18 protein-coding genes and 1 pseudogene are annotated in these 19373 nt (G+C 70.2%); 17 read left to right on the top strand and 2 right to left on the bottom strand.

The features are described from left to right. The 6 genes and pseudogenes from F3J10_RS13855 to F3J10_RS13830 form a co-directional block, all read left to right on the top strand. Positions 1 to 248 (top strand): annotated as a pseudogene (locus F3J10_RS13855) (hopanoid biosynthesis associated radical SAM protein HpnJ); the annotation flags it as partial. Positions 249 to 253: 5 nt separating this feature from the next. Next, on the top strand, positions 254 to 1177 hold the full coding sequence (hpnK, locus tag F3J10_RS13850; protein ID WP_167242316.1) for a hopanoid biosynthesis-associated protein HpnK: 924 nt from the start codon (positions 254 to 256) through the stop codon (positions 1175 to 1177). Next, positions 1174 to 2259, top strand: a complete 1086-nt coding sequence (locus tag F3J10_RS13845) for a lysylphosphatidylglycerol synthase domain-containing protein (RefSeq protein WP_167242315.1) — start codon at positions 1174 to 1176, stop codon at positions 2257 to 2259. Before hpnK ends, F3J10_RS13845 begins: the two co-directional genes overlap by 4 nt. Positions 2260 to 2424: 165 nt before the next feature. Then, a complete protein-coding gene (locus tag F3J10_RS13840) occupies positions 2425 to 2997 on the top strand; it encodes an outer membrane protein assembly factor BamE (RefSeq protein ID WP_167242314.1) in 573 nt (190 codons plus the stop codon). Positions 2998 to 3022: 25 nt separating this feature from the next. Beyond that, positions 3023 to 3850, top strand: a complete 828-nt coding sequence (locus tag F3J10_RS13835; RefSeq protein WP_167242313.1) for an AraC family transcriptional regulator — start codon at positions 3023 to 3025, stop codon at positions 3848 to 3850. Positions 3851 to 3931: 81 nt separating this feature from the next. Next, positions 3932 to 5671, top strand: a complete 1740-nt coding sequence (locus F3J10_RS13830; RefSeq protein ID WP_240155580.1) for a thiamine pyrophosphate-binding protein — start codon at positions 3932 to 3934, stop codon at positions 5669 to 5671. A gap of 18 nt (positions 5672 to 5689) precedes the next feature. On the opposite strand, the gene F3J10_RS13825 is transcribed toward F3J10_RS13830, so the two are convergent. Together F3J10_RS13825 and F3J10_RS13820 are read right to left on the bottom strand one after the other, a co-directional pair. Then, positions 5690 to 6178 carry a GNAT family N-acetyltransferase gene (locus tag F3J10_RS13825; RefSeq protein WP_345791208.1) on the bottom strand — a complete coding sequence of 163 codons (489 nt, stop codon included), beginning with the start codon at positions 6176 to 6178 and terminating at the stop codon, positions 5690 to 5692. Beyond that, the gene (locus F3J10_RS13820) at positions 6175 to 7152 is read right to left on the bottom strand and encodes a helix-turn-helix domain-containing GNAT family N-acetyltransferase (protein ID WP_025099705.1); all 978 of its coding nucleotides are present in this window, start codon (positions 7150 to 7152) and stop codon (positions 6175 to 6177) included. The genes F3J10_RS13825 and F3J10_RS13820 overlap by 4 nt, the downstream gene beginning before the upstream one ends. A 363-nt stretch (positions 7153 to 7515) precedes the next feature. Here F3J10_RS13820 and hisQ point away from each other — a divergent pair, with 363 nt between their 5' ends. The 11 genes from hisQ (at position 7516) to F3J10_RS13765 (ending at position 19300) form a co-directional block, all read left to right on the top strand. Next, entirely contained in the window at positions 7516 to 8205 is a 690-nt protein-coding gene (gene hisQ, locus F3J10_RS13815) for a histidine ABC transporter permease HisQ (RefSeq protein ID WP_025099706.1), read from the top strand. Next, positions 8202 to 8915, top strand: coding sequence for an ABC transporter permease (locus F3J10_RS13810; protein WP_013697178.1), 714 nt, complete (start codon positions 8202 to 8204; stop codon positions 8913 to 8915). The genes hisQ and F3J10_RS13810 overlap by 4 nt, the downstream gene beginning before the upstream one ends. Before the next feature lie 26 nt (positions 8916 to 8941). Next, positions 8942 to 9736 carry an ATP-binding cassette domain-containing protein gene (locus tag F3J10_RS13805; RefSeq protein WP_105859049.1) on the top strand — a complete coding sequence of 265 codons (795 nt, stop codon included), beginning with the start codon at positions 8942 to 8944 and terminating at the stop codon, positions 9734 to 9736. Positions 9737 to 9825: 89 nt separating this feature from the next. Beyond that, positions 9826 to 10794 carry a GlxA family transcriptional regulator gene (locus F3J10_RS13800; protein ID WP_240154683.1) on the top strand — a complete coding sequence of 323 codons (969 nt, stop codon included), beginning with the start codon at positions 9826 to 9828 and terminating at the stop codon, positions 10792 to 10794. Between the two features lie 189 nt (positions 10795 to 10983). Further along, entirely contained in the window at positions 10984 to 12213 is a 1230-nt protein-coding gene (locus tag F3J10_RS13795) for an aspartate aminotransferase family protein (protein ID WP_166911395.1), read from the top strand. Positions 12214 to 12244: 31 nt separating this feature from the next. Beyond that, a complete protein-coding gene (gene aruF / locus F3J10_RS13790) occupies positions 12245 to 13342 on the top strand; it encodes an arginine/ornithine succinyltransferase subunit alpha (protein ID WP_167242311.1) in 1098 nt (365 codons plus the stop codon). Further along, positions 13339 to 14373, top strand: a complete 1035-nt coding sequence (gene astA / locus F3J10_RS13785; protein WP_025099711.1) for an arginine N-succinyltransferase — start codon at positions 13339 to 13341, stop codon at positions 14371 to 14373. Before aruF ends, astA begins: the two co-directional genes overlap by 4 nt. A gap of 4 nt (positions 14374 to 14377) precedes the next feature. After that, positions 14378 to 15841: a succinylglutamate-semialdehyde dehydrogenase gene (gene astD, locus F3J10_RS13780; RefSeq protein ID WP_167242310.1), complete on the top strand. Its 1464-nt coding sequence runs from the start codon at positions 14378 to 14380 to the stop codon at positions 15839 to 15841. 13 nt (positions 15842 to 15854) lie between these two features. Further along, positions 15855 to 17207 (top strand): N-succinylarginine dihydrolase, encoded by a 1353-nt coding sequence (gene astB, locus F3J10_RS13775; protein WP_025099713.1) that lies wholly within the window; start codon positions 15855 to 15857, stop codon positions 17205 to 17207. Further along, positions 17191 to 18270: a succinylglutamate desuccinylase gene (gene astE, locus F3J10_RS13770; RefSeq protein WP_167242309.1), complete on the top strand. Its 1080-nt coding sequence runs from the start codon at positions 17191 to 17193 to the stop codon at positions 18268 to 18270. The genes astB and astE overlap by 17 nt, the downstream gene beginning before the upstream one ends. A 232-nt stretch (positions 18271 to 18502) precedes the next feature. Continuing rightward, positions 18503 to 19300 (top strand): ABC transporter substrate-binding protein, encoded by a 798-nt coding sequence (locus F3J10_RS13765; protein ID WP_025099715.1) that lies wholly within the window; start codon positions 18503 to 18505, stop codon positions 19298 to 19300. The last annotated feature ends 73 nt before the right edge of the window (positions 19301 to 19373 follow it).

Genomic DNA, 19373 nt, shown 5'->3' with positions numbered 1-19373 from the left:
GGCTGGAGGAGAACAAGACCATCAACCTGGTCAGCAAGGCAGGCGTGCAGCTCGCCGCGATCGGTTATCCGCACCTGTCGAAGGAAGACATCTATCACGAGCTCGAGCACTTCTATCGGGCCTTCTACTTCCGGCCCGCGAAGATCTGGGAGATCGTGCGCGAGATGCTGGGCAGCTGGGAGATGATGAAGCGGCGCCTGCGCGAAGGCGTCGAGTTCTTCCGATTCCTGCGCGCGCACGAGGCCTGAGCGCGATGACCACGTCGCCGTCGCGCGCGCTGATCTTCACCGCCGACGATTTCGGCCTGCATCCCCGCGTCAACGCGGCGGTCGAGCGCGCGCATCGCGAGGGCGTGCTGACGGCCGCGAGCCTGATGGTGGCGGCGCCCGCCGCGCACGACGCGGTGGCGCGCGCGCGGCGGCTGCCCTCGCTGGCGGTCGGGCTGCACCTGGTGCTGGCCGATGGCGCGGCGATGCTGCCGGCGCGCGAGATCCCGGCGCTGGTGGGGGCCGACGGCCGCTTCGGCGACGCGATGGCGAGGGACGGCTGCCGCTTCTTCTTCCTGCCGCGCGTGCGTGCGCAACTGCGTCGCGAGATCCGCGCGCAATTCGAGGCTTTCGCGGCGAGTGGGCTGCCGCTCGATCATGTCAACGCACACAAGCATTTCCACCTGCATCCCACCGTGTTGTCGATGATCGTCGAGATCGGGCGCGACTACGGGCTGCGCGCGGTGCGCCTGCCTTTCGAGCGTTGCGCGCCGGCCTGGCTGCGCCCCTGGATCGCGCTGGTGCGCGCCAGGCTCGACCGGGCGGGAATCGCGCACAACGACTACGTGGTCGGGATCGAGCACACCGGGCGCATGGACGAGCGCGCGCTGCTCGATGCGATCGCGGCGCTGCCGCCTTCGGGCGTCGGCGAGATCTACTCGCATCCGGCCGAGCCCGGCGACGGCCCGATCACGCCTTCGATGCACGACTACCGTCCCGGCGAGGAACTCGCGGCGCTGCTCTCGCCGCGCGTGGCGGCCGCGCTCGAGGCGGCCGGCGTGGCGCGCGGCGGTTTCGCGGCCGTGTTCGGCGAAGCGGGCGACGCGAACGGGGCAGGGCGGGGCGCGGCATCGCGCCAGGGCGACGCGCAGGCGAATGCGGAGCGCGCTTCCCGCGCGCGCTCGCGATGACGAAGTGGGTCCGGCGGCTGGGCTGGCCGCTCGGCATCGCGCTGCTGCTTGGGCTGGTGGCCCGCGAAGGCGTCGGCGACGTGGTTCGCATCGTCGGACGCGCCGGTTTCGCCCTGCTCTGGCTGGTGCCCTTCCACGCATTTCCCTTGCTGCTCGACGCGCATGCCTGGCGCCTGCTGCTCGACCGGCGCGCGCCGCTGGGCTTCCTCTGGTGGGTCGCCACGGTGCGCGAGGCGGTGAATCGCCTGCTGCCGGTGGTCGGCGTGGGCGGCGAGATCGTCGGGATCCGGCTCGCGCGCTGGCGGGTACCGGACGTGGCGTTCGTGAGCGCCTCGGTGATCGTCGAGGTGCTGGTCACGGTGGCCGTGCAGTACGCGTTCTCCGCGCTCGGGCTGGTGCTGCTGCTGGCCGGCACGGGCCTCGGCGGCGGCGCGAGGACCATCGCGCTGGCGCTCGTGCTGTCGGTGCCGGTGCCCGTGCTGGCCTTCGCGCTGCTGCGACGCGGCGGGATCTTCCACGCGATCGAGCGTTTCGCCGGCCGGCTGCTCGGCGATGCCGGCGCGCTGCTGCAGGGCGTCGACGGCAAGCGGCTCGACGTGGCCATCGAGGCGCTGATGTCGCGCACCGGCCTGCTGCTGCGCGCCTTCGGCTGGCAGTTGGCCGGCTACGTGAGCGGGGCGCTGGAAATCTACTGGGCTCTGGCCCTGCTCGGGCATCCCGTGTCCGCGGGCGGGGCGATCGCCATCGAGGCCATGGTGCAGGCCGTGCGGCACGCGGCCTTCATGGTGCCGGGCGGGCTCGGCGTGCAGGAGGCGACGGTGGTGCTGCTCGCGCAGATGTTCGGCGTCGATCGCGAGACGGCCCTGTCGCTGGCGCTGGTCAAGCGTGCCCGCGAGCTGCTGTTCGGCGCCCTTGCGCTGGTGTCGTGGCAGGGCGCGGAGATCGTCGTGGCGCGTCGCGAAGCCGGGCGCGAGGCAAAGCACGAGACAAAGCACGAAGCCAGGCACGAGACGGCCGATCGCGACCGGTGCGAGCGACGCGAGAGACGCGAGAGACGAAGCGGCTCGACCGGGAATGCCTGAAGGCCGCCCCGCCGGAGCGCGGCCGCAGCATGGGCGACCCGGCCCGAAGCAGTCCTGATCGCTCGGCCCGGCCCGAATCCGGCGACCGATGTTGTTGCACGCCCCCATAGGCGCGTATCCTTCCAGCTTGTCCTTTTCCCCGCGCGAACCGCGCGCCCGTAATCGATGATGGAATCGGTAATCCGGCCGGCCCGGCCCTGGCTGCTCGCCTCGGCACTTGCCGCGACGTTTCTGCTCGGCGGCTGCGACAGCCACGAGAACGAGGTGGTCGTGCATCGACTCAAGGAATTCTTTCGTGCGATCCAGCCGGCGCCGTTGCTGCTGCGCGGCCTGAAGCCCGGCGTCTCGACCGAGGAGGAGGTGCGCTCGCGCCTGGGCAAGCCGGAGACGGAACGGCAGGCGATCGACGGCTCGAAGCGGCTCGAGTATCCGCGCGGGCCGATGGGCGACGAGACCTACATGGTCGATATCGACCGCAACGGCTTGTTCCTCGGCGCGACCCAGGTGCTGACGGCCGACAACTTCGCGATGATCCGCCTCGGCATGACGCAGGACGAGGTGCGCCAGTTGCTGGGCAAGCCGACCGAGGTCGCGCAGTATCCGCTCAAGCCGGAAACGGTCTGGAGCTGGCGCTGGCGCGAGGACGGCGTGAACCAGGACGCGTTCTTCAACGCGCATTTCGGTCCCGACGGGCTGGTATCGACGACCTCGCGCTCGGACCTGCCGACGGGGCGCTGAGCGGGGCACGCTGATGGTGACGACGATGAAGGCCGGCCCCCGAAACGATGCCCACTACTGGCGCTCGGAGCTGATTCCCGGCGCGGACATGGTGACGGCCCGCTTCACCGATCACGCCTATTCGCCTCACTGGCACGAGGCCTACACGATTTCGCTGATCGAGGGCGGCGCGGAGCGCTACGACTACCGCGGCACGCGCCACGTGGCCGATGCCGGCTCGCTGCCGATCATCAATCCCGGCGAAATCCACACCGGGTCGAGCGCGGCCGATGCCGGCTGGCAGTGCCGCACGTTCTATCTGCCGACCGGCTTCGTCCGGCAGGTCGCCGACGAGGCCGGGCTGGCCGGCACCGAGCCGCCCTGGTTCGGCTCGGAGATCATCAGGGACCCCGACCTCGCGGCGCGTGCCTTGCGCGCGCATCGCATGCTGGAAGCCGGCGCGGACCGGCTGGCCGCCGAATCCATGCTGCTCGACGCGGTCTCGACGCTGCTGGTGCGATACGCGCAGGCGCGGCCCCCTTCACGGCCGATCGGCCAGGACGGGGCCCGGGTGGCGCGCATGAAGGCGCGCATGCTCGACGACCTGACGGCCTCGCTCGAACTGTCGGTGCTGGCCGAGGCCGTCGGCCTGTCGAAGTTTCATGCGCTGCGGATCTTCACGCGCGAGGTCGGCATGGCCCCGCACGCCTGGCGCAACCAGGTACGCCTGTCCCGCGCCAGCGACGCGCTGCGCTCGGGCGCGTCGGCCACCGAGGTATCCGCCGCCTTCGGTTTTGCCGACCAGAGCCATTTCAGCCGCCATTTCAAGAAGGTCCACGGCGTATCGCCGGGCCGCTGGAGCCGGTCGCGCTGAACGGGCTGGCCGAGGCAGCGCAATAACGTTCAAGCGGCCGTCGCGGATCGCGGTCTACCCTCGCTTCGACAGGAGGACGCCATGACCGTGAATCAGCAGGCCGGCCCCATGACGGGGATCCCATCCACCGGCGGCAGCCCTGCCGCGCCCGAACCCGGCAAGTCGCGTCGCGGCGCCGACATCCTCGTCGAGGTGCTGCGCAGCGAAGGCGTGGAATATGTGTTCGGCAATCCCGGCACGACCGAGCTGTCCTTCGTCGATGCGCTGACCGGCGTCGATGGCCTGTCCTACATACTGGGCCTGCAGGAGGCCGCGGTGGTGGCGATGGCGGACGGTTACGCCCAGGCTTGCGGGCGTCCCGGTTTCGTCAATCTGCACACGATGGCGGGGCTCGGCCATGCGATGGGCGCGCTGCTCAACGCGAGGGAGGCAAACACGCCGCTGGTCGTGACGGCCGGCCAGCAGGACACGCGGCACGTGCATGCCGGGCCGCTGCTGCATGGCGACTTGCTCGATATCGCCCGGCCGGCGGTCAAGTGGGGGCATGAAATCCGGCATCCCGACGAGATCGCCGGGTTCGCCAGGCGGGCATTCCACGACAGTTGCGCCGCGCCTTCGGGGCCGGTGTTCCTGTCCTTGCCGATGGACGTGATGGAGCGCACCGGCACCGCCGAGCCGCCGGCGGCTTCCGTGATCCACCGCGGCGCGATCGCGGCCGCGCTGCCCGAGCTGGCGCAGGCGCTGGCATCCGTCGCGCCGGGGCGGATCGCGATACTCGCGGGCGACGAAGTGTTCGTGGCGGGCGCGAGCGAGGAGGCGGTGCAGCTTGCCGAGGCGCTCGGCGCGACCGTGTTCGGCTCGTCCTGGCCCACCCATCTGCCGTTCCCGAGCTCGCATCCGCTGTGGGCCGGCAACCTGCCCGGCACGGCATCGGCGATCCGCCAGGCCCTCGCGCCCTTCGACGCGATGCTCGTGCTGGGCGGCCATTTCTCGATCTCGATTCTCTACACCGAAGGGCCGGCCGTGCCGTCCTCCTGCCGGCTGTTTCAAGTGACGTCGGATCCGCACCAGCCGGGCCGCACCCATGCATGCGAGCTGGCTTGCGTCGGCGGCATCCGCGAATCGCTGCGCGCGCTGCTGCCCTTGCTGTCCCATCGCCAGGAGGGCCGGCGCCCGGGAGTCGAAGCCGCGCTGGCCCGCGCGGCGGACCAGCGCGCGCAGCGCCGCGGCGAGATTCGCGCGCGTGCCGAATCCGAGTTCCGCCGGCCCGAAACCACGCCCTGGGCGGCGGCGCACGAGCTGGCCAGGGCGCTGGGACGCGGCACGCCGCTCGTCGACGAATCGCCCGCGACGATGCCGCTGATCCGCGGCATGCTCGACACGGACGCGACGCGGCAGTACTACGGCAATCGCGGGGCGATCCTCGGCTGGGGCATGGGCGCGGCGGTCGGCGTGTCGCTGGGGCTCGGCCGGCAGCCGGTGGTGGCGGTGATCGGCGACGGCTCGGCCCTCTACGCGCCGCAAGCCCTGTGGACGGCCGCGCACGAGCGCCTGCCGGTGACCTTCGTGATCGTCAACAACCGTTCGTACGACATCCTGAAGAACTTCATGAAATCGCAACAGCACTTCGCCAGCGTGCGTGCCGGCCGTTTCATCGGCATGGATCTCGACGAACCGCCGATCGATTTCCTGGCGCTGGCGGCATCCTGGGGCCTGCCGGCACGTCGTGTCGAGCGCGCCGGCGAAATCGCGGCGGCCGTCGAACACGGCATCGCCTCGGGCCTGCCGAACCTCATCGAACTACCGGTCGTCACGGCCTGAATGTGAACCGCCGGGTGCTCACGCGCGGGTCGCGCGCAGGATGGCGGCGTGATTGGCCAGCTGGTCCAGCGTGACGACGAATTCGAAGCCCTTGTCGTTCTCGCGCGTGATGCGCAATCCCAGCTTGCGATGGAAGGCGATGGACAGGCGGTTGGTGCGGTAGACGTGGCTCCTGAATGCGCGGATGCCGCGCGCGCCGGCCAACTCGGCCAGCTTCGCCAGCAGCTCGCCGAGCACGCCATAACCGCGATGCCGGGGATGGATGCCGAACGCGCCTACGAACCAGCAGCTCGCCGATTCCGGACGCAGCATCGCGTAGGCCACCAGCTCGCCGTCGCGTCGCACCGAACGGATCTCGTAGGCGGCCAGCGCCTGCCGCAGCCGTTCGCGCTGCGCATCGGGATCGAAGGCGTCGCCGGCCTGCTCGGTATGCTCGCGCAGCGTCAGCGTATCGAACGCCAGCAGTTCCTCGACAGACGGCGGCAAGGGCTCGGTCGCGCACGTCACGATGCCGTCCCGGCGCGGGTGAAACATTGCTCGACGGTCTGGCTGCCCCATTGCGTTCCCTCGTGTTCCTCGCTCAGCACGAAGCCGAAGGACTCGTAGAGATGGCGCGCCGCGTCCAGTCCCTTGAAGGTGCTGAGCCAGGTTTCGCGAAAGCCCTGTTGGTCGACGAAGCGCATCGCCCGCGTCATCAGCTCGCGCCCCACGCCGCTGCCTTGCAGCGCCTCGTCGACGATGAACCAGCGCAGGCGCGCGATGCCCGTTTGCAGATCGCTGTCGATCGCGAGCGAGGCCAGCACGCGGCCCTGCTCGACATGCAGCCAGAGCGCCTTGCCCGCGGCCGGCAACTGGTTGGCGAATTCCGCCAGCTCGGTGGCCACCAGCTTCTCGAAGAACGCCGGCAAGCCGTAATGCTCGGCGTAGAAGCGCGCATGCAGGCCGGCGATGTCGCCGATGCAGCCCGGCAGGTAGCCCTCGACGATCCTCGAGGCCTCGGCCCGGGCAGGGGAGGGCTTGGCATCGTTGTCCCGGGCCAGCGCATCGGCATAGAGCGCGAAGGAGCGCAGCAGGTTCTGCTGGTCGGCCGGCGCCAGGTGGCGCAGCGCGTTCGACACCTGCTCGGTGGCGAAGCGGTCGATCCGGCTGCGCAGCTTCCGGCCCTCGGCCGTCAGGCTCAGCGCCGAGACGCGCGCGTCCTCGCTGTCGGCGCGGCGCTCCACGTAGCCTGCCGCCTCCAGGCGGGCGAGCTGCCGGCTGGTATTGGACTTGTCCAGGCGCAGCCGCTGCCCGAGGTCCTTGGCGCTGATGCCGGGCGCCATGCCGATTTCCAGGATCGCGTGCACCGCCGAGGGCGCGAGTTCGCTGTCGGCCAGCGTGGTGCGCATGAAGCCCAGCTCGCGCACCAGCTTGCGGGAGAAGTCCCGCAATTCGAGGATGGTCGCGTCGCGGCTCTGCTCGGGGAGGTCGATGAAATCCATGATGGGGCTCAGATGGTTGCGAGTCGCAACAGTATTGGTTGCGCCCCGCAACTCTGTCAAGACGAAATACGTCATGCGCCGCCGGATCGTGCCGCGCCCGCTATCGAAAAAGCGACCCGAAACTTGTAAAAACACGCGCGGCGGCAGCAGCGCCCGCAGCCGGCGCGCCCGCCCGTGCGCTCGCCCGGCTCCCCTGATTGCGGGCGCCCAGGCTTCCCGCAAGCTCGTCGCAAGCCGTTGCTGCGTCGCAGCATTCCGGCCGCGCCCCATTTGAGCCGGTTTTTTTCGCTTGCGAGTATCCGCCCCATTCCGAGGCCGTCCGCTCGACGGTCCCATTCGACTCGACAATCTCAGGAGACGCGCGTGTTCCTCTACGGATTCGGCCCCGTCATCTGGGCGGGCACCGTGCAGACCATCGAGCTGTCGGTGCTGTCGCTGGCCGCCGCGGTGATCCTGGGCCTGCTCGGCGCCGTCGCGAAGCTGTCCGCCAACCGCGTGATGCGCGGCATCGGCACCGCCTACACCACCCTGATCCGCTCGGTGCCCGACCTGGTGCTGATGCTGCTGCTGTTCTACAGCATCCAGATCTGGCTCAACGAGCTGACCGACCTGCTGGGCTGGGACCAGATCGACATCGACCCGTTCGTGGCCGGCGTGCTCACGCTCGGCTTCATCTACGGCGCCTACTTCACCGAAACCTTCCGCGGCGCCTTCCTGTCGGTGCCGCGCGGCCAGCTGGAGGCGGGCGCCGCCTACGGCATGAGCGGCCTGCGCGTGTTCACGCGGATCCTGTTCCCGCAGATGATGCGCTTCGCGCTGCCCGGCATCGGCAACAACTGGCAGGTGCTGGTGAAGGCCACCGCGCTGGTCTCGATCATCGGCCTGGCCGATGTGGTGAAGGCCGCGCAGGACGCCGGCAAGAGCACCTTCAACATGTTCTTCTTCATCCTCGTCGCGGCGCTGATCTACCTGGCGATCACGACGGTCTCCAACCTGGTGCTGCGGCAGCTCGAGCGGCGCTACTCGCTGGGCGTGAGGCACGCGGAACTATGATCGAGATCCTCCAGGAATTCGGCAAGGCCTTCCTGTTCTGGGACGGCCAGCGGCTCTCGGGCCTGGCCGTCACCTTGTGGCTGCTGGTCGCCTCGATCGGCATCGGCTTCGTCTGCGCGATCCCGCTGGCGGTGGCGCGCGTCTCGCGCAAGCGCTGGCTGTCGATGCCGGTGCGCGCCTACACCTACGTGTTTCGCGGCACGCCGCTCTACGTGCAGTTGCTGCTGATCTACACCGGCATGTACAGCCTGGAGTTCGTGCGATCGCACTCGCTGCTCGACGCCTTCTTCCGCAGCGGCTTCCACTGCGCGATCCTGGCCTTCGCGCTGAACACCTGCGCCTACACCACCGAGATCTTCGCCGGCGCGATCCGCGCCACCTCGCACGGCGAGGTGGAGGCCGCGCGCGCCTACGGCATGGGCGGCTGGACCCTGTATCGCCGCGTGATCCTGCCCTCGGCGCTGCGTCGCGCGCTGCCGCTCTACAGCAACGAGGTGATCCTGATGCTGCATGCCACCACGGTCGCCTTCACGGCCACCGTGCCCGACATCCTGAAGGTGGCGCGCGACGCGAACTCCGCCACCTACATGGCGTTCCAGTCGTTCGGGATCGCCGCGCTGATCTATCTTGCGGTATCGTTCGCACTCGTCGCGGCGTTTCGCCGGGCCGAGCGCCACTGGCTCGCGTATCTCGCGGCCGGCCGTCATTGAATCGACCTCATCCCGGGAGACGCCAGTTGGCTCAGACCACGCAGCCGAACGCCGCCAGCAAGCTGGCGGCCCACGACATCCACAAGCGCTACGGCGACAACGAGGTGCTCAAGGGCGTCTCGCTCGACGCCAAGGCCGGCGACGTGATCAGCATCATCGGCGCCAGCGGCTCGGGCAAGAGCACCTTCCTGCGCTGCATCAATTTCCTGGAGCGGCCCAATGCGGGGCAGATCGTGGTCGACGGCGAGACCGTGCGCACCAGGGCCGACAAGAGCGGCGCGCTGGAGGTGGCCGACCACAAGCAGTTGCAGCGCATCCGCACCAAGCTCGCGATGGTGTTCCAGCACTTCAATCTGTGGGCGCACATGAACGTGCTCGAGAACGTGATGGAGGCGCCGCTGCACGTGCTGGGCATCTCCCGTCGCGAGGCCGAGGAACGCGCGCGCGAGTACCTGGAGAAGGTGGGGCTGCCGCCGCGCGTCGAGAAGCAGTATCCCTCGCATCTGTCGGGCGGCCAGCAGCAGCGCGTGGCGATCGCCCGCGCGCTGGCCATGCATCCCGACGTGATGCTGTTCGACGAGCCCACCTCCGCGCTCGACCCGGAGCTGGTGGGCGAGGTGCTGAAGGTGATGCAGAAGCTGGCCGAGGAAGGCCGCACCATGATCGTGGTGACGCATGAGATGGGCTTCGCGCGCAACGTCTCGAACCATGTGATGTTCCTGCACCAGGGCCGTACCGAGGAGCAGGGCGACCCCGCCGAGGTGCTGTCGCGTCCGCAGAGCGAGCGCCTCAGGCAATTCCTGTCGGGCAGCCTCAAGTAAGGGGCGGCGCGGTGGTGGCAGCGATCGGTCGTCCCGGCGGCGCCGCGCGCGCGACGCAGGTCGCGATCGTCGCGTTGCCGCCCGTGTCGATGTCGGGCGTGGGCCCGATCGTCGATGCGCTCGCGCTGGCCAACGAGATCGAGGGCCGGGCGCTCTATCGCTGGCAGGTCTGCTCCTGGGACGGCAAGCCGGTGCCGCTCGCGGGCGGCGCGAGCTGGCAGGCCGACGCGGCCTTCAACGACGCTGTCGCCTGCGACTGGCTGATCGTGGTGAGCGAGCGCTTCCAGCAGTTCGCCGACTACCGCCTGTTCCTCGCCAGCCTGGCGCGCGTGGGCCAGCGCACGCCGCTGGTCAGCGGCATCCATCACGGCGTGTGGTGGCTGGCGATGGCGGGGCAGTTGGCCGGCTATCGCGTGGCCGTGAACTGGGAGACCTACCAGCAGTTCGCCGAGCAGTTCGAGCGCACCATCGTCACCCAGCAGATCTACGAGATCGACCGCGATCGCGCCACTTGCGCGGGCGGCCAGGCCAGCATCGATTTCATGCTGGCCATGATCGGCCGCGACCACGGCCCCGAGCTGCCCGAGCGGATCGCCGACGCGCTCGGCTGCGGCACGCCGCGCAGCGGCGAGTCGCGCCAGCGGATTCCCTTCGTGACCGCGCCGGGCGAGCGCCATCCGCGCCTCAACGATGCGCTGCAGCTGATGGAGGCGAACGTCGAGGACCCGCTCACCACGGATGAGATCGCGTCCCTGGTCGGCATCTCGCGACGTCAGCTCGAACGGCTGTTCCGCCAGTATCTCGGCGCGATGCCGTCCAAGTACTACCTGAACCTGCGCCTCTTGAAGGCGCGCACGCAACTGCAGCGCACCAGCAAGTCGGTGGTGCAGGTGAGCCTGGCCTGCGGCTTCTCCTCGGCCGCGCATTTCTCGAACGCCTACCGCGAGCGCTTCGGAGTGACGCCGCGCGAGGATCGCCGCGCCTGGCTGGAGAAGCAGCACGGCGGCGCGAGCGAGCCGCGCGCCGGCGCGCTGGTGGAGCGCGGCGACGAGGATTGAAGCGGCGGGGGCCGATGCCGCCAGGCTTGCAGCGTCGCCGCCGCGGCATGTTTCGTGATACCGGCCGGCACCGCGCGCCCGGCGCGAGGCGCCCCCGGCCAAGCCGATAGAACCCGTCGCAATTGCGCAAGACGTATCGCGCCCCGTTGCCTACACTGAACGCTGTGATTTCTGGACCAAGGAACCGCCATGACCTCCGAGAACGTGACCCGACAGACTTTCGATGACGTGATGGTGCCGGTATTCTCGCCGGCCCCGTTCGTGCCCGACCGCGGCGAGGGTTCCCGCGTGTGGGACACCGCCGGCAAGGACTACGTCGATTTCGCCGGCGGCATCGCGGTGACCGCGCTCGGCCACGGCCACCCGGAAGTGCTGAAGGTGTTCGAGGCGCAGGGCCGCAAGCTCTGGCACATCGGCAACGGCTACACCAACGAGCCGGTGCTGCGCCTGGCCCGGCGTCTCGAGAGCCTGACCTTCGCCGATCGCGCCTTCTTCGCGAACTCCGGCGCCGAGGCCAACGAGGCCGCGCTGAAGCTGGCGCGCCGCGTCGCCTTCGATCGCTTCGGCGAGGACAAGTACGAGATCGTCTCGTTCGCGCAATCCTTCCACGGCCGCACCTTCTTCACGGTCAGCGTGGGCGGCCAGCCGAAGTATTCCGACGGCTTCGGCCCGAAGCCGGGCGGCATCCACCATCTGCCCTACAACGACATCGAGGCCGCGCGCGCCGCGATCGGCCCGCGCACCTGCGCGGTGATCGTCGAGCCGGTGCAGGGCGAGGGCGGCGTGATCCCGGCCGATCCGGCCTTCCTGAAGGCGCTTCGCGAGGCCTGCGACGCGCACGGCGCGCTGCTGATCTTCGACGAGGTGCAGACCGGCGTGGGCCGCACCGGCCACTTCTACGCCTACATGGACACGGGCGTGACGCCCGACATCCTGACCACCGCCAAGGCGCTCGGCAACGGCTTCCCGATCGGCGCGATGCTGACCACCGAGGCACTGGCCGCGCACTTCAAGGTGGGCGTGCACGGCACCACCTACGGCGGCAACCCGCTCGCCTCGGCGATCGCCGACAAGGTGGTGGAACTGGTCAGCGATCCGAAGCTGCTGGCCGGCGTGGCCGAGCGCGGCGAGCGGATTCGCGCCAGGCTGCGCGAGCTCGACGGCAAGCATGGCCTGTTCAGCGAGATCCGCGGCAAGGGCCTGCTGCTCGGCGCCGAGCTGAACCCGGCCTTCGAGGGCCGCGCCAAGGACTTCGTCACGGCCGCCGCCGAGCACGGCGTGATCATGCTGATCGCCGGGCCCAACGTGCTGCGCTTCGTGCCCTCGCTGGTGATCCCCCTCGATGTGCTCGACGAGGGCCTCGAGCGCTTCGCGCGCGCGGTCGACGCGGTGGTCGCGGCGATCGCCGCGGGCCGCTGAGTCCCGCCTTCCTCCGTCCACAGGAACGACGATGCTATTCGTACGCCCCGGCAGGCTTGCCGATCTCGACGCGCTCGCGCAGATGGCCCGCACCGCGCGGCCGGTGCTGCATTCGCTGCCGCACGACCGTCGCGCGCTGGAGGCGCGCGTGGCGCTGTCCGAGGATTCGTTTCGCGCCGACGCCGATTTCCCCGGCGAGGAGTTCTACCTGTTCGTGCTGGAGGACAGCGAGACGGGGCGCCTGCTCGGCACGGCCAGCATCGTCGCGGCGGCGGGCTATTCGGAGCCGTTCTACGCGTTCCGCAACGACGCGCTGATCCACGCCTCGCGCGAACTGCACGTGAACCGCAAGATCCACGCGCTGACCATGTCGCACGAGCTGACCGGCAAGAGCCGGCTGGCGGGCTTCTACGTCGATCCCTCCCTGCGCGGCGACGCGGCGGCGCACCTGGTGTCGCGCGCGCGCATGATGTACATCGCCGCGCATCGCCGCCGCTTCACGCCCGAGGTGTTCTCGCTGCTGCTCGGCGTGACCGACGAGAACGGCGCCTCGCCGTTCTGGGAGGCGGTGGGCCGCAAGTTCTTCCGGCGCGACTTCGCCGACATCGAGGTCGAATCGGGCGGCCGCAGCCGCACCTTCATCGCCGAGGTGATGCCGGTCTATCCCGTCTATGTGCCGCTGCTGCCGGAAGCCGCGCAGCGCGTGCTCGGCGAGCCCAACCAGCACGGCCTGCTGGCCTACGACATCCATCTCGAGGAAGGTTTCGAGCCGGATCGCTACGTCGACATCTTCGATGCGGGCCCGGTGCTGACCGCGCAGATCGATCGCACCGTCTGCGTCACGCATAACGGCGCGCGCACCGTGCGCAATGCCGGCCACGCCGGCCAGGCAGGCAGTAGCGCCGATGCCGATGCCGCCGGCCTCACGCACCTGGTGGCCACCGGCGAGGGCGACGCGTTCCGCTGCGTGCTGGCCGACCTGCCCGAGGCGGCCGCGGGCAATGCGATCGACGCGCCGCTCGACGCGGCCGCGCGCGCCGCGCTCGGCGTGGTGGACGGCGACACCGTGCGCTGCGTGCCGCTGCATCGCCGCGACGAGACCAACACGCTTTCGGGAGACGCACGATGATCGTGGTTCGCGTGGTACAGACCGGCGACGTCGATGCGCTGGTCGCGCTCGCGCAGGAAACCGGCCCGGGCCTGACCACCTTCAAGCCCGACCGCGAGGCGCTGGCCGCGCGCATCGAGCGCGCGCGGCGCACCGTCGACGGCGCGGCCTCGCCCGCCGAGGCCGGCTATTTCTTCGTGATGGAGGACACCGCCAGCGGCGATATCGCCGGCGTGTGCGGGATCGAGACCGAGGTCGGCCTGGCCCAGCCCTTCTACAACTATCGCGTCAGCACGGTGGTGCATGCCAGCCAGGACCTGGGCGTGTGGACCCGCATGTCGCTCCTGAACATCTCGCACGACCTGACCGGTTATGCCGAGGTCTGCTCGCTGTTCCTGAGCCCGCGCTATCGCACCGCCGGCGTGGGCGGGCTGCTGTCGCGCTCGCGCTTCATGTTCATCGCGCAGTTCCGCGAGCGCTTCCCGGAGCGGATCTGCGCCGAGCTGCGCGGCCATTTCGACGAACACGGCAGCTCGCCGTTCTGGCGCGCGGTCGGTTCGCACTTCTACCAGATCGATTTCAACGCCGCCGACTACCTCAGCTCGCATGGCCGCAAGTCCTTCCTGGCCGAGCTGATGCCGCGCTTTCCCGTCTATGTCGACCTGCTGCCGCAGGACGCGCAGGACTGCATCGGCCTGACCCATCGCGATACGCTGCCGGCGCGCAAGATGCTCGAGGCCGAGGGTCTGCGCTACCAGAACCACGTCGACATCTTCGACGCCGGCCCGGTGCTCGAATGCCACGTCGGCGACCTGCGCACGGTGCGCGACAGCGTGCTGGTGCCGGTCGAGATCGGCACGCCCGAGGCGGGCGAGGGCGCGCCGCGCGCGCTGGTCTCGAACACCTCGCTGGCCGACTTCCGGGTCGGCATGGCCAGCGGCGCCGTCACCGAGGCGGGCCGCTTCGTGCTGAGCGCCGAGGACGCCGCCGCGCTCGGCGTGGCCGCGGGCGAGACGCTGCGGGTCTATGCGCTGAAGTCACAACCGAGATAACACCATGTCCGAACTCTTCATCGACGGCGACTGGGTCGCCGGCAGCGGTCCCGAATTCTCCTCGCGCAACCCCGGCACCGACGAGCCGGTGTGGCAGGGCGCCGGCGCCTCGCCGGCCGACGTCGACTTCGCCGTGGCCAGCGCGCGCCGCGCCTTCGCGGCCTGGTCGGCGCTCGACTTCGAGGCGCGGGTGGCGATCGTCAAGCGCTTCGCCGCGATCCTCGGCGAACGCAAGGAGGCGCTCGCCGCCGCGATCGGCCGCGAGACCGGCAAGCCGCTGTGGGAGGCGCGCACCGAGGTGGCGACCATGGCCGCCAAGGTCGAGATCTCGATCACGTCCTACCACGAGCGCACCGGCGAGAAGCGCACCGCGATGGCCGACGGCACGGCCGTGCTGCGGCATCGCCCGCATGGCGTGGTGGCGGTGTTCGGGCCGTACAACTTCCCGGGCCACCTGCCCAACGGCCATATCGTGCCGGCCCTGATCGCGGGCAACACGGTGGTGTTCAAGCCTTCCGAGCTGGCGCCCGGCGTGGCGCGCGCCACCGTCGAGGCCTGGCGCGACGCGGGGCTGCCGGCCGGCGTGCTGAACCTGGTGCAGGGCGAGAAGGAGACCGGCGTGGCGCTGGCCAACCATCGCCAGATCGACGGGCTGTTCTTCACCGGCAGCTCGGACACGGGCACCCTGCTGCACCGCCAGTTCGGCGGCCGGCCCGAGATCGTGCTGGCGCTGGAGATGGGCGGCAACAATCCGCTGGTGATCGGCGAAGTGGCCGATCTCGACGCGGCCGTGCATCACACCATCCAGTCGGCCTTCCTGTCGGCCGGGCAGCGCTGCACCTGCGCGCGCCGCATCTTCGTGCCGGAAGGCGCGCACGGCGAGCGTTTCCTGGCGCGCCTGGTCGAGGTCACGGCGCGGATCCGCGCCGATCGTTATGACGCCGAGCCGCAGCCCTTCATGGGCGCGGTGATCTCGGCGCGCGCGGCCTCGCGCCTGGTCGAGGCGCAGGCCTCGCTGCTGGCCGCCGGCGCGCAGGCGCTGATCGCCATGGAGCAGCGCGACCCGAAGCTCGGCTTCGTCAACGCGGCGATCCTCGACGTCACGGCGGTGCGCGATCTTCCGGACACCGAATATTTCGGCCCGCTCGCGCAGGTGATCCGCTACGGCAGCTTCGACGAGGCGATCGCGCTGGCCAACGACACCGCCTACGGCCTGTCGGCCGGGCTGCTGTCCGACGACGCCGATGCCTGGGCGCATTTCCAGCGCAGCATCCGCGCCGGCATCGTCAACTGGAACCGGCCGACCAACGGCGCTTCTTCCGCCGCGCCGTTCGGCGGCGCCGGCCGCTCGGGCAACCACCGGCCCAGCGCCTATTACGCGGCCGACTACTGCGCCTATCCGATGGCCTCGGTCGAGAGCGAACGGCTGAACATGCCGGCGAGCCTCTCGCCCGGCCTCCATTTCTGAGCAGGAAACGACCATGAACGCAACGCGCAACGCCATCGAGGCGAATTTCGACGGGCTGGTCGGCCCGACCCACAACTACGCGGGGCTGTCGTTCGGCAACGTGGCCTCGCTGAGCAACGAGAAGTCGGCGGCCAACCCGAAGGCCGCCGCCAGGCAGGGGCTGCGCAAGATGAAGCAGCTCGCCGATCTCGGCTTCGCGCAGGGCGTGCTGCCGCCGCAGGAGCGCCCCTCGCTGCGCCTGCTGCGCGAGCTCGGCTTCTCGGGCAAGGACGCCGACGTGATCGCCAAGGCCGCCAAGGAAGCGCCCGAGCTGCTGGCGGCGGCCAGCTCGGCCTCGGCGATGTGGACCGCCAATGCGGCCACCGTCAGCCCCTCGGCCGATACCGGCGACGGGCGGGTCCACTTCACGCCGGCCAACCTGTGCAGCAAGCTGCATCGCGCGATCGAGCACGAATCGACGCGCCGCACGCTGTCGGCGATCTTCGCCGACGAGTCGCGCTTCATGGTGCACGACGCGCTGCCCGGCACGCCGGCGCTCGGCGACGAGGGCGCGGCCAACCACACGCGCTTGTGTGCCGAATACGGCAGCGCCGGCGTCGAGTTCTTCGTCTACGGCCGCAGCGAATACCGGCGCGGGCCCGAGCCCAAGCGCTTCCCGGCGCGCCAGACCTTCGAGGCGAGCCGCGCGGTGGCGCAGCGCCACGGCCTGGCCGAGGACGCGACCGTCTACGCCTTGCAGAACCCCGAGGTGATCGATGCGGGCGTGTTCCACAACGACGTGATCGCGGTCGGCAATCGCGACACGCTGTTCTGCCACGAGCTGGCCTTCGCCGAGCGCAAGTCGGTGTACGACGCGCTGAGCGCCTCGCTCGCGGCGCGCGGCGCGCATCTGAACGTGATCGAGGTGCCCGAGGCGGCGGTGAGCGTGGCCGACGCGGTCGGCTCCTACCTGTTCAACAGCCAGCTGCTGTCGCGCGCCGACGGCTCGCAGGTGCTGGTGGTGCCGCAGGAATGCCGCGAGAACGAGCGCGTGGGGCGCTATCTCGACGCGCTGGCGGCCGGCAACGGGCCGATCGGCGAGGTGCTGGTGTTCGACCTGCGCGAGAGCATGAAGAACGGCGGCGGCCCTGCCTGCCTGCGCCTGCGGGTAGTGCTGAACGAGGCCGAGCGCGCGGCGGTGCGGCCTAACGTGTGGATCGACGATGCGCTGTTCGGCTCGCTCGACGCCTGGATCGAGAAGCACTATCGCGACCGCCTCGCGCCGTCCGACCTGACCGACCCGGCCCTGCTCAATGAGTCGCGCACCGCGCTCGACGAGCTGACGCAGATCCTCAAGCTCGGTTCGCTGTATGACTTCCAGCGCTGATCGCGGCGGCGCGCCCGCCTGGCTCGACGATTTCCTCGCCTTCACGCTGGCCGGCGGGACGCCGGACGCGCGCGAGGGCGTCTGCGCCGGAGGGGCGGTGCGCTACGCCTGGCACGGCGAAGGTCTGCTGGCGCTGAGCCCGGCGGCGTTGGTGGCGGGCGCAGCGATGCCGGCCAGCCTGCTGGTATCGGCCGGTGTGCACGGCGACGAAACCGCGCCGATCGAACTGCTGTCGATGATGGTGCGCGACCTGGCGCGCGGCGCGCTGTCCTTGGCGAACCGCCTGCTGGTGGTGCTGGGCCACCCGGCGGCGATGCGCGCCGGCACGCGCTACCTCGACGACGACCTGAACCGCCTGTTCAACGGCCGCCACGCGCAGCGCGAAGGCAGCCGCGACGCACCGCGCGCGGCCGTGCTCGAGGCCGCGGCGCGCGAGTTCTTCGCCGCCGCCCCCGAGTCGCGCCAGATGCGCTGGCACCTCGACATGCACACGGCGATCCGCGCCTCGGCCTTCGAGCAGTTCGCGCTGCTGCCGCATATCGGCGAGCCGCCGGCGCGCGCCATGATCGACTGGCTGGCGCGCGCGCGGATCGCGGCCGTGCTGCTGCATACCGAGCCCGGCAATACCTATTCGCAGTTCTGCGCGAGCGCCTGCGGGGCGCTGGCCTGCACGCTGGAGCTCGGCAAGGTGCGCCCGTTCGGCCAGAACGAGCTGTCGCGCTTCGCCGGCGCCGATGCGGCGGTGCGCGCGCTGATCGCGGGTGAAGTCGGCAGCGCAGCCGCGCATGCCGCCGCCGCGGCGCCCGCGTTGCCGCGAGTGTTCACCGTGATCGGCCAGCTCACCAAGCAGAGCGAGGCTTTCGAGCTGCTGGTGGCCGGCGACGTGGCGAATTTCACGCCGCTGGCGCGCGGCACCCTGGTCGCGCGCGACGGCGACTATCGCTACCTGGTCTCGCACGACGAGGAGCGCATCGTGTTCCCGAACCCGGCGGTCAAGCCAGGCCTGCGAGCCGGGCTGATGGTGGTGGAGACCACCGAGGCCACGCTGGCCGCGCTCGGCTGAAGGCGGCCCGGCGCGGTTTGGCTCGATGCGGCGCGGCCCTTCGCGCGCCGCGTCGCGCGGCAAGCCGGCCCGCTCGCGGCGGGGCGCGGCGCGCTCGGCGGTACAATCGCGCCCTTGCGGCGTTTTCCGCCGCATCACGGCTTGACCCGTGCGTAGTGTCCGGGCGCCCGTCCCACGAGGGCGCGCGCCCGTTTGTCCAAGAACCGATCTGTATCTCGAGGAGAACCTTCCGATGAAGTTGAACTGGCGAAAGATGGCCGCGGGCGCGGTGGCGACGGCCGCCGCGATGTCCACACTGTCCGGCGCGAGCGCCGCGGACCTGAAGCAGATCCGCTTCGGCGTCGAGGCCTCGTATGCGCCGTTCGAGTACAAGCTGCCCGACGGCAAGCTCGCCGGTTTCGACATCGATGTCGGCAATGCCGTGTGCGCGAAGCTGAAGGTCAAGTGCGTGTGGGTCGAGAACGACTTCGACGGCCTGATCCCGGCGCTGCAGGCCCGCAAGTTCGACGCGATCAACTCGGACATGACGATCACCGACCAGCGCAAGAAGGCGGTCGCGTTCACCGATCCGATCTACTCGATCCCGAACCAGCTGATCGCGAAGAAGGGCAGCGGCCTGCTGCCCACGCCCGCCTCGCTCAAGGGCAAGCGCGTCGGAGTGCTGCAGGGCACGATCCAGGAGTCCTACGCCAAGGCGCGCTGGGCCCCGGCCGGCGTCGAGGTGGTGCCCTACCAGACCCAGGACCTGGCCTACGAGGACCTGAAGTCGGGCCGCCTGGACGCCACCTTCCAGGATTCGGAAGCGGCCGCCAAGGGCTTCCTGGCCAAGCCGCAGGCCGCCGGCTTCGCGTTCGCGGGCCCGCAGGTGGTCGATGCCGAGATCCTCGGTTCGGGCGTCGGTTTCGGCCTGCGCAAGAACGACACCGACCTGCGCAACGCCATCAACGGCGCGCTGAAGGACCTGAAGGCCGACGGCACGATCGACAACCTGGCGAAGAAGTATTTCAGCGTGCCGGTGGTGCTGAAGTAAGCCGCCGCAGCCGGCGACAGGAAAAAACCGGCCGCTCCCGTCAGGGGGCGGCCGGTTTTTTTGTCCGTCGCGG

The sequence above is a fragment of the Burkholderia sp. Cy-637 genome, assembly GCF_011753175.1.
Classification (GTDB): Bacteria; Pseudomonadota; Gammaproteobacteria; order Burkholderiales; family Burkholderiaceae; genus Burkholderia; species Burkholderia gladioli.
Note: the sequence above shows the minus strand (reverse complement) of the source record. Positions and strands in the feature narration are given on the sequence as shown.

What these genes read in the sequence shown, in the direction of transcription:
- F3J10_RS13800 (WP_240154683.1), top strand. Translation starts at nt 9,826, where the DNA reads ATGTCGGGCGTGGGCCCGATCGTCGATGCGCTCGCGCTGGCCAACGAG.
- F3J10_RS13830 (WP_240155580.1), top strand. Translation starts at nt 3,932, where the DNA reads ATGACCGTGAATCAGCAGGCCGGCCCCATGACGGGGATCCCATCCACC.
- F3J10_RS13840 (WP_167242314.1), top strand. Translation starts at nt 2,425, where the DNA reads ATGATGGAATCGGTAATCCGGCCGGCCCGGCCCTGGCTGCTCGCCTCG.
- astE (WP_167242309.1), top strand. Translation starts at nt 17,191, where the DNA reads ATGACTTCCAGCGCTGATCGCGGCGGCGCGCCCGCCTGGCTCGACGAT.
- aruF (WP_167242311.1), top strand. Translation starts at nt 12,245, where the DNA reads ATGCTATTCGTACGCCCCGGCAGGCTTGCCGATCTCGACGCGCTCGCG.
- astD (WP_167242310.1), top strand. Translation starts at nt 14,378, where the DNA reads ATGTCCGAACTCTTCATCGACGGCGACTGGGTCGCCGGCAGCGGTCCC.
- hpnK (WP_167242316.1), top strand. Translation starts at nt 254, where the DNA reads ATGACCACGTCGCCGTCGCGCGCGCTGATCTTCACCGCCGACGATTTC.
- F3J10_RS13810 (WP_013697178.1), top strand. Translation starts at nt 8,202, where the DNA reads ATGATCGAGATCCTCCAGGAATTCGGCAAGGCCTTCCTGTTCTGGGAC.
- F3J10_RS13820 (WP_025099705.1), bottom strand. Translation starts at nt 7,152, where the DNA reads ATGGATTTCATCGACCTCCCCGAGCAGAGCCGCGACGCGACCATCCTC.
- astB (WP_025099713.1), top strand. Translation starts at nt 15,855, where the DNA reads ATGAACGCAACGCGCAACGCCATCGAGGCGAATTTCGACGGGCTGGTC.
- astA (WP_025099711.1), top strand. Translation starts at nt 13,339, where the DNA reads ATGATCGTGGTTCGCGTGGTACAGACCGGCGACGTCGATGCGCTGGTC.
- F3J10_RS13765 (WP_025099715.1), top strand. Translation starts at nt 18,503, where the DNA reads ATGAAGTTGAACTGGCGAAAGATGGCCGCGGGCGCGGTGGCGACGGCC.
- F3J10_RS13845 (WP_167242315.1), top strand. Translation starts at nt 1,174, where the DNA reads ATGACGAAGTGGGTCCGGCGGCTGGGCTGGCCGCTCGGCATCGCGCTG.
- F3J10_RS13835 (WP_167242313.1), top strand. Translation starts at nt 3,023, where the DNA reads ATGAAGGCCGGCCCCCGAAACGATGCCCACTACTGGCGCTCGGAGCTG.
- F3J10_RS13795 (WP_166911395.1), top strand. Translation starts at nt 10,984, where the DNA reads ATGACCTCCGAGAACGTGACCCGACAGACTTTCGATGACGTGATGGTG.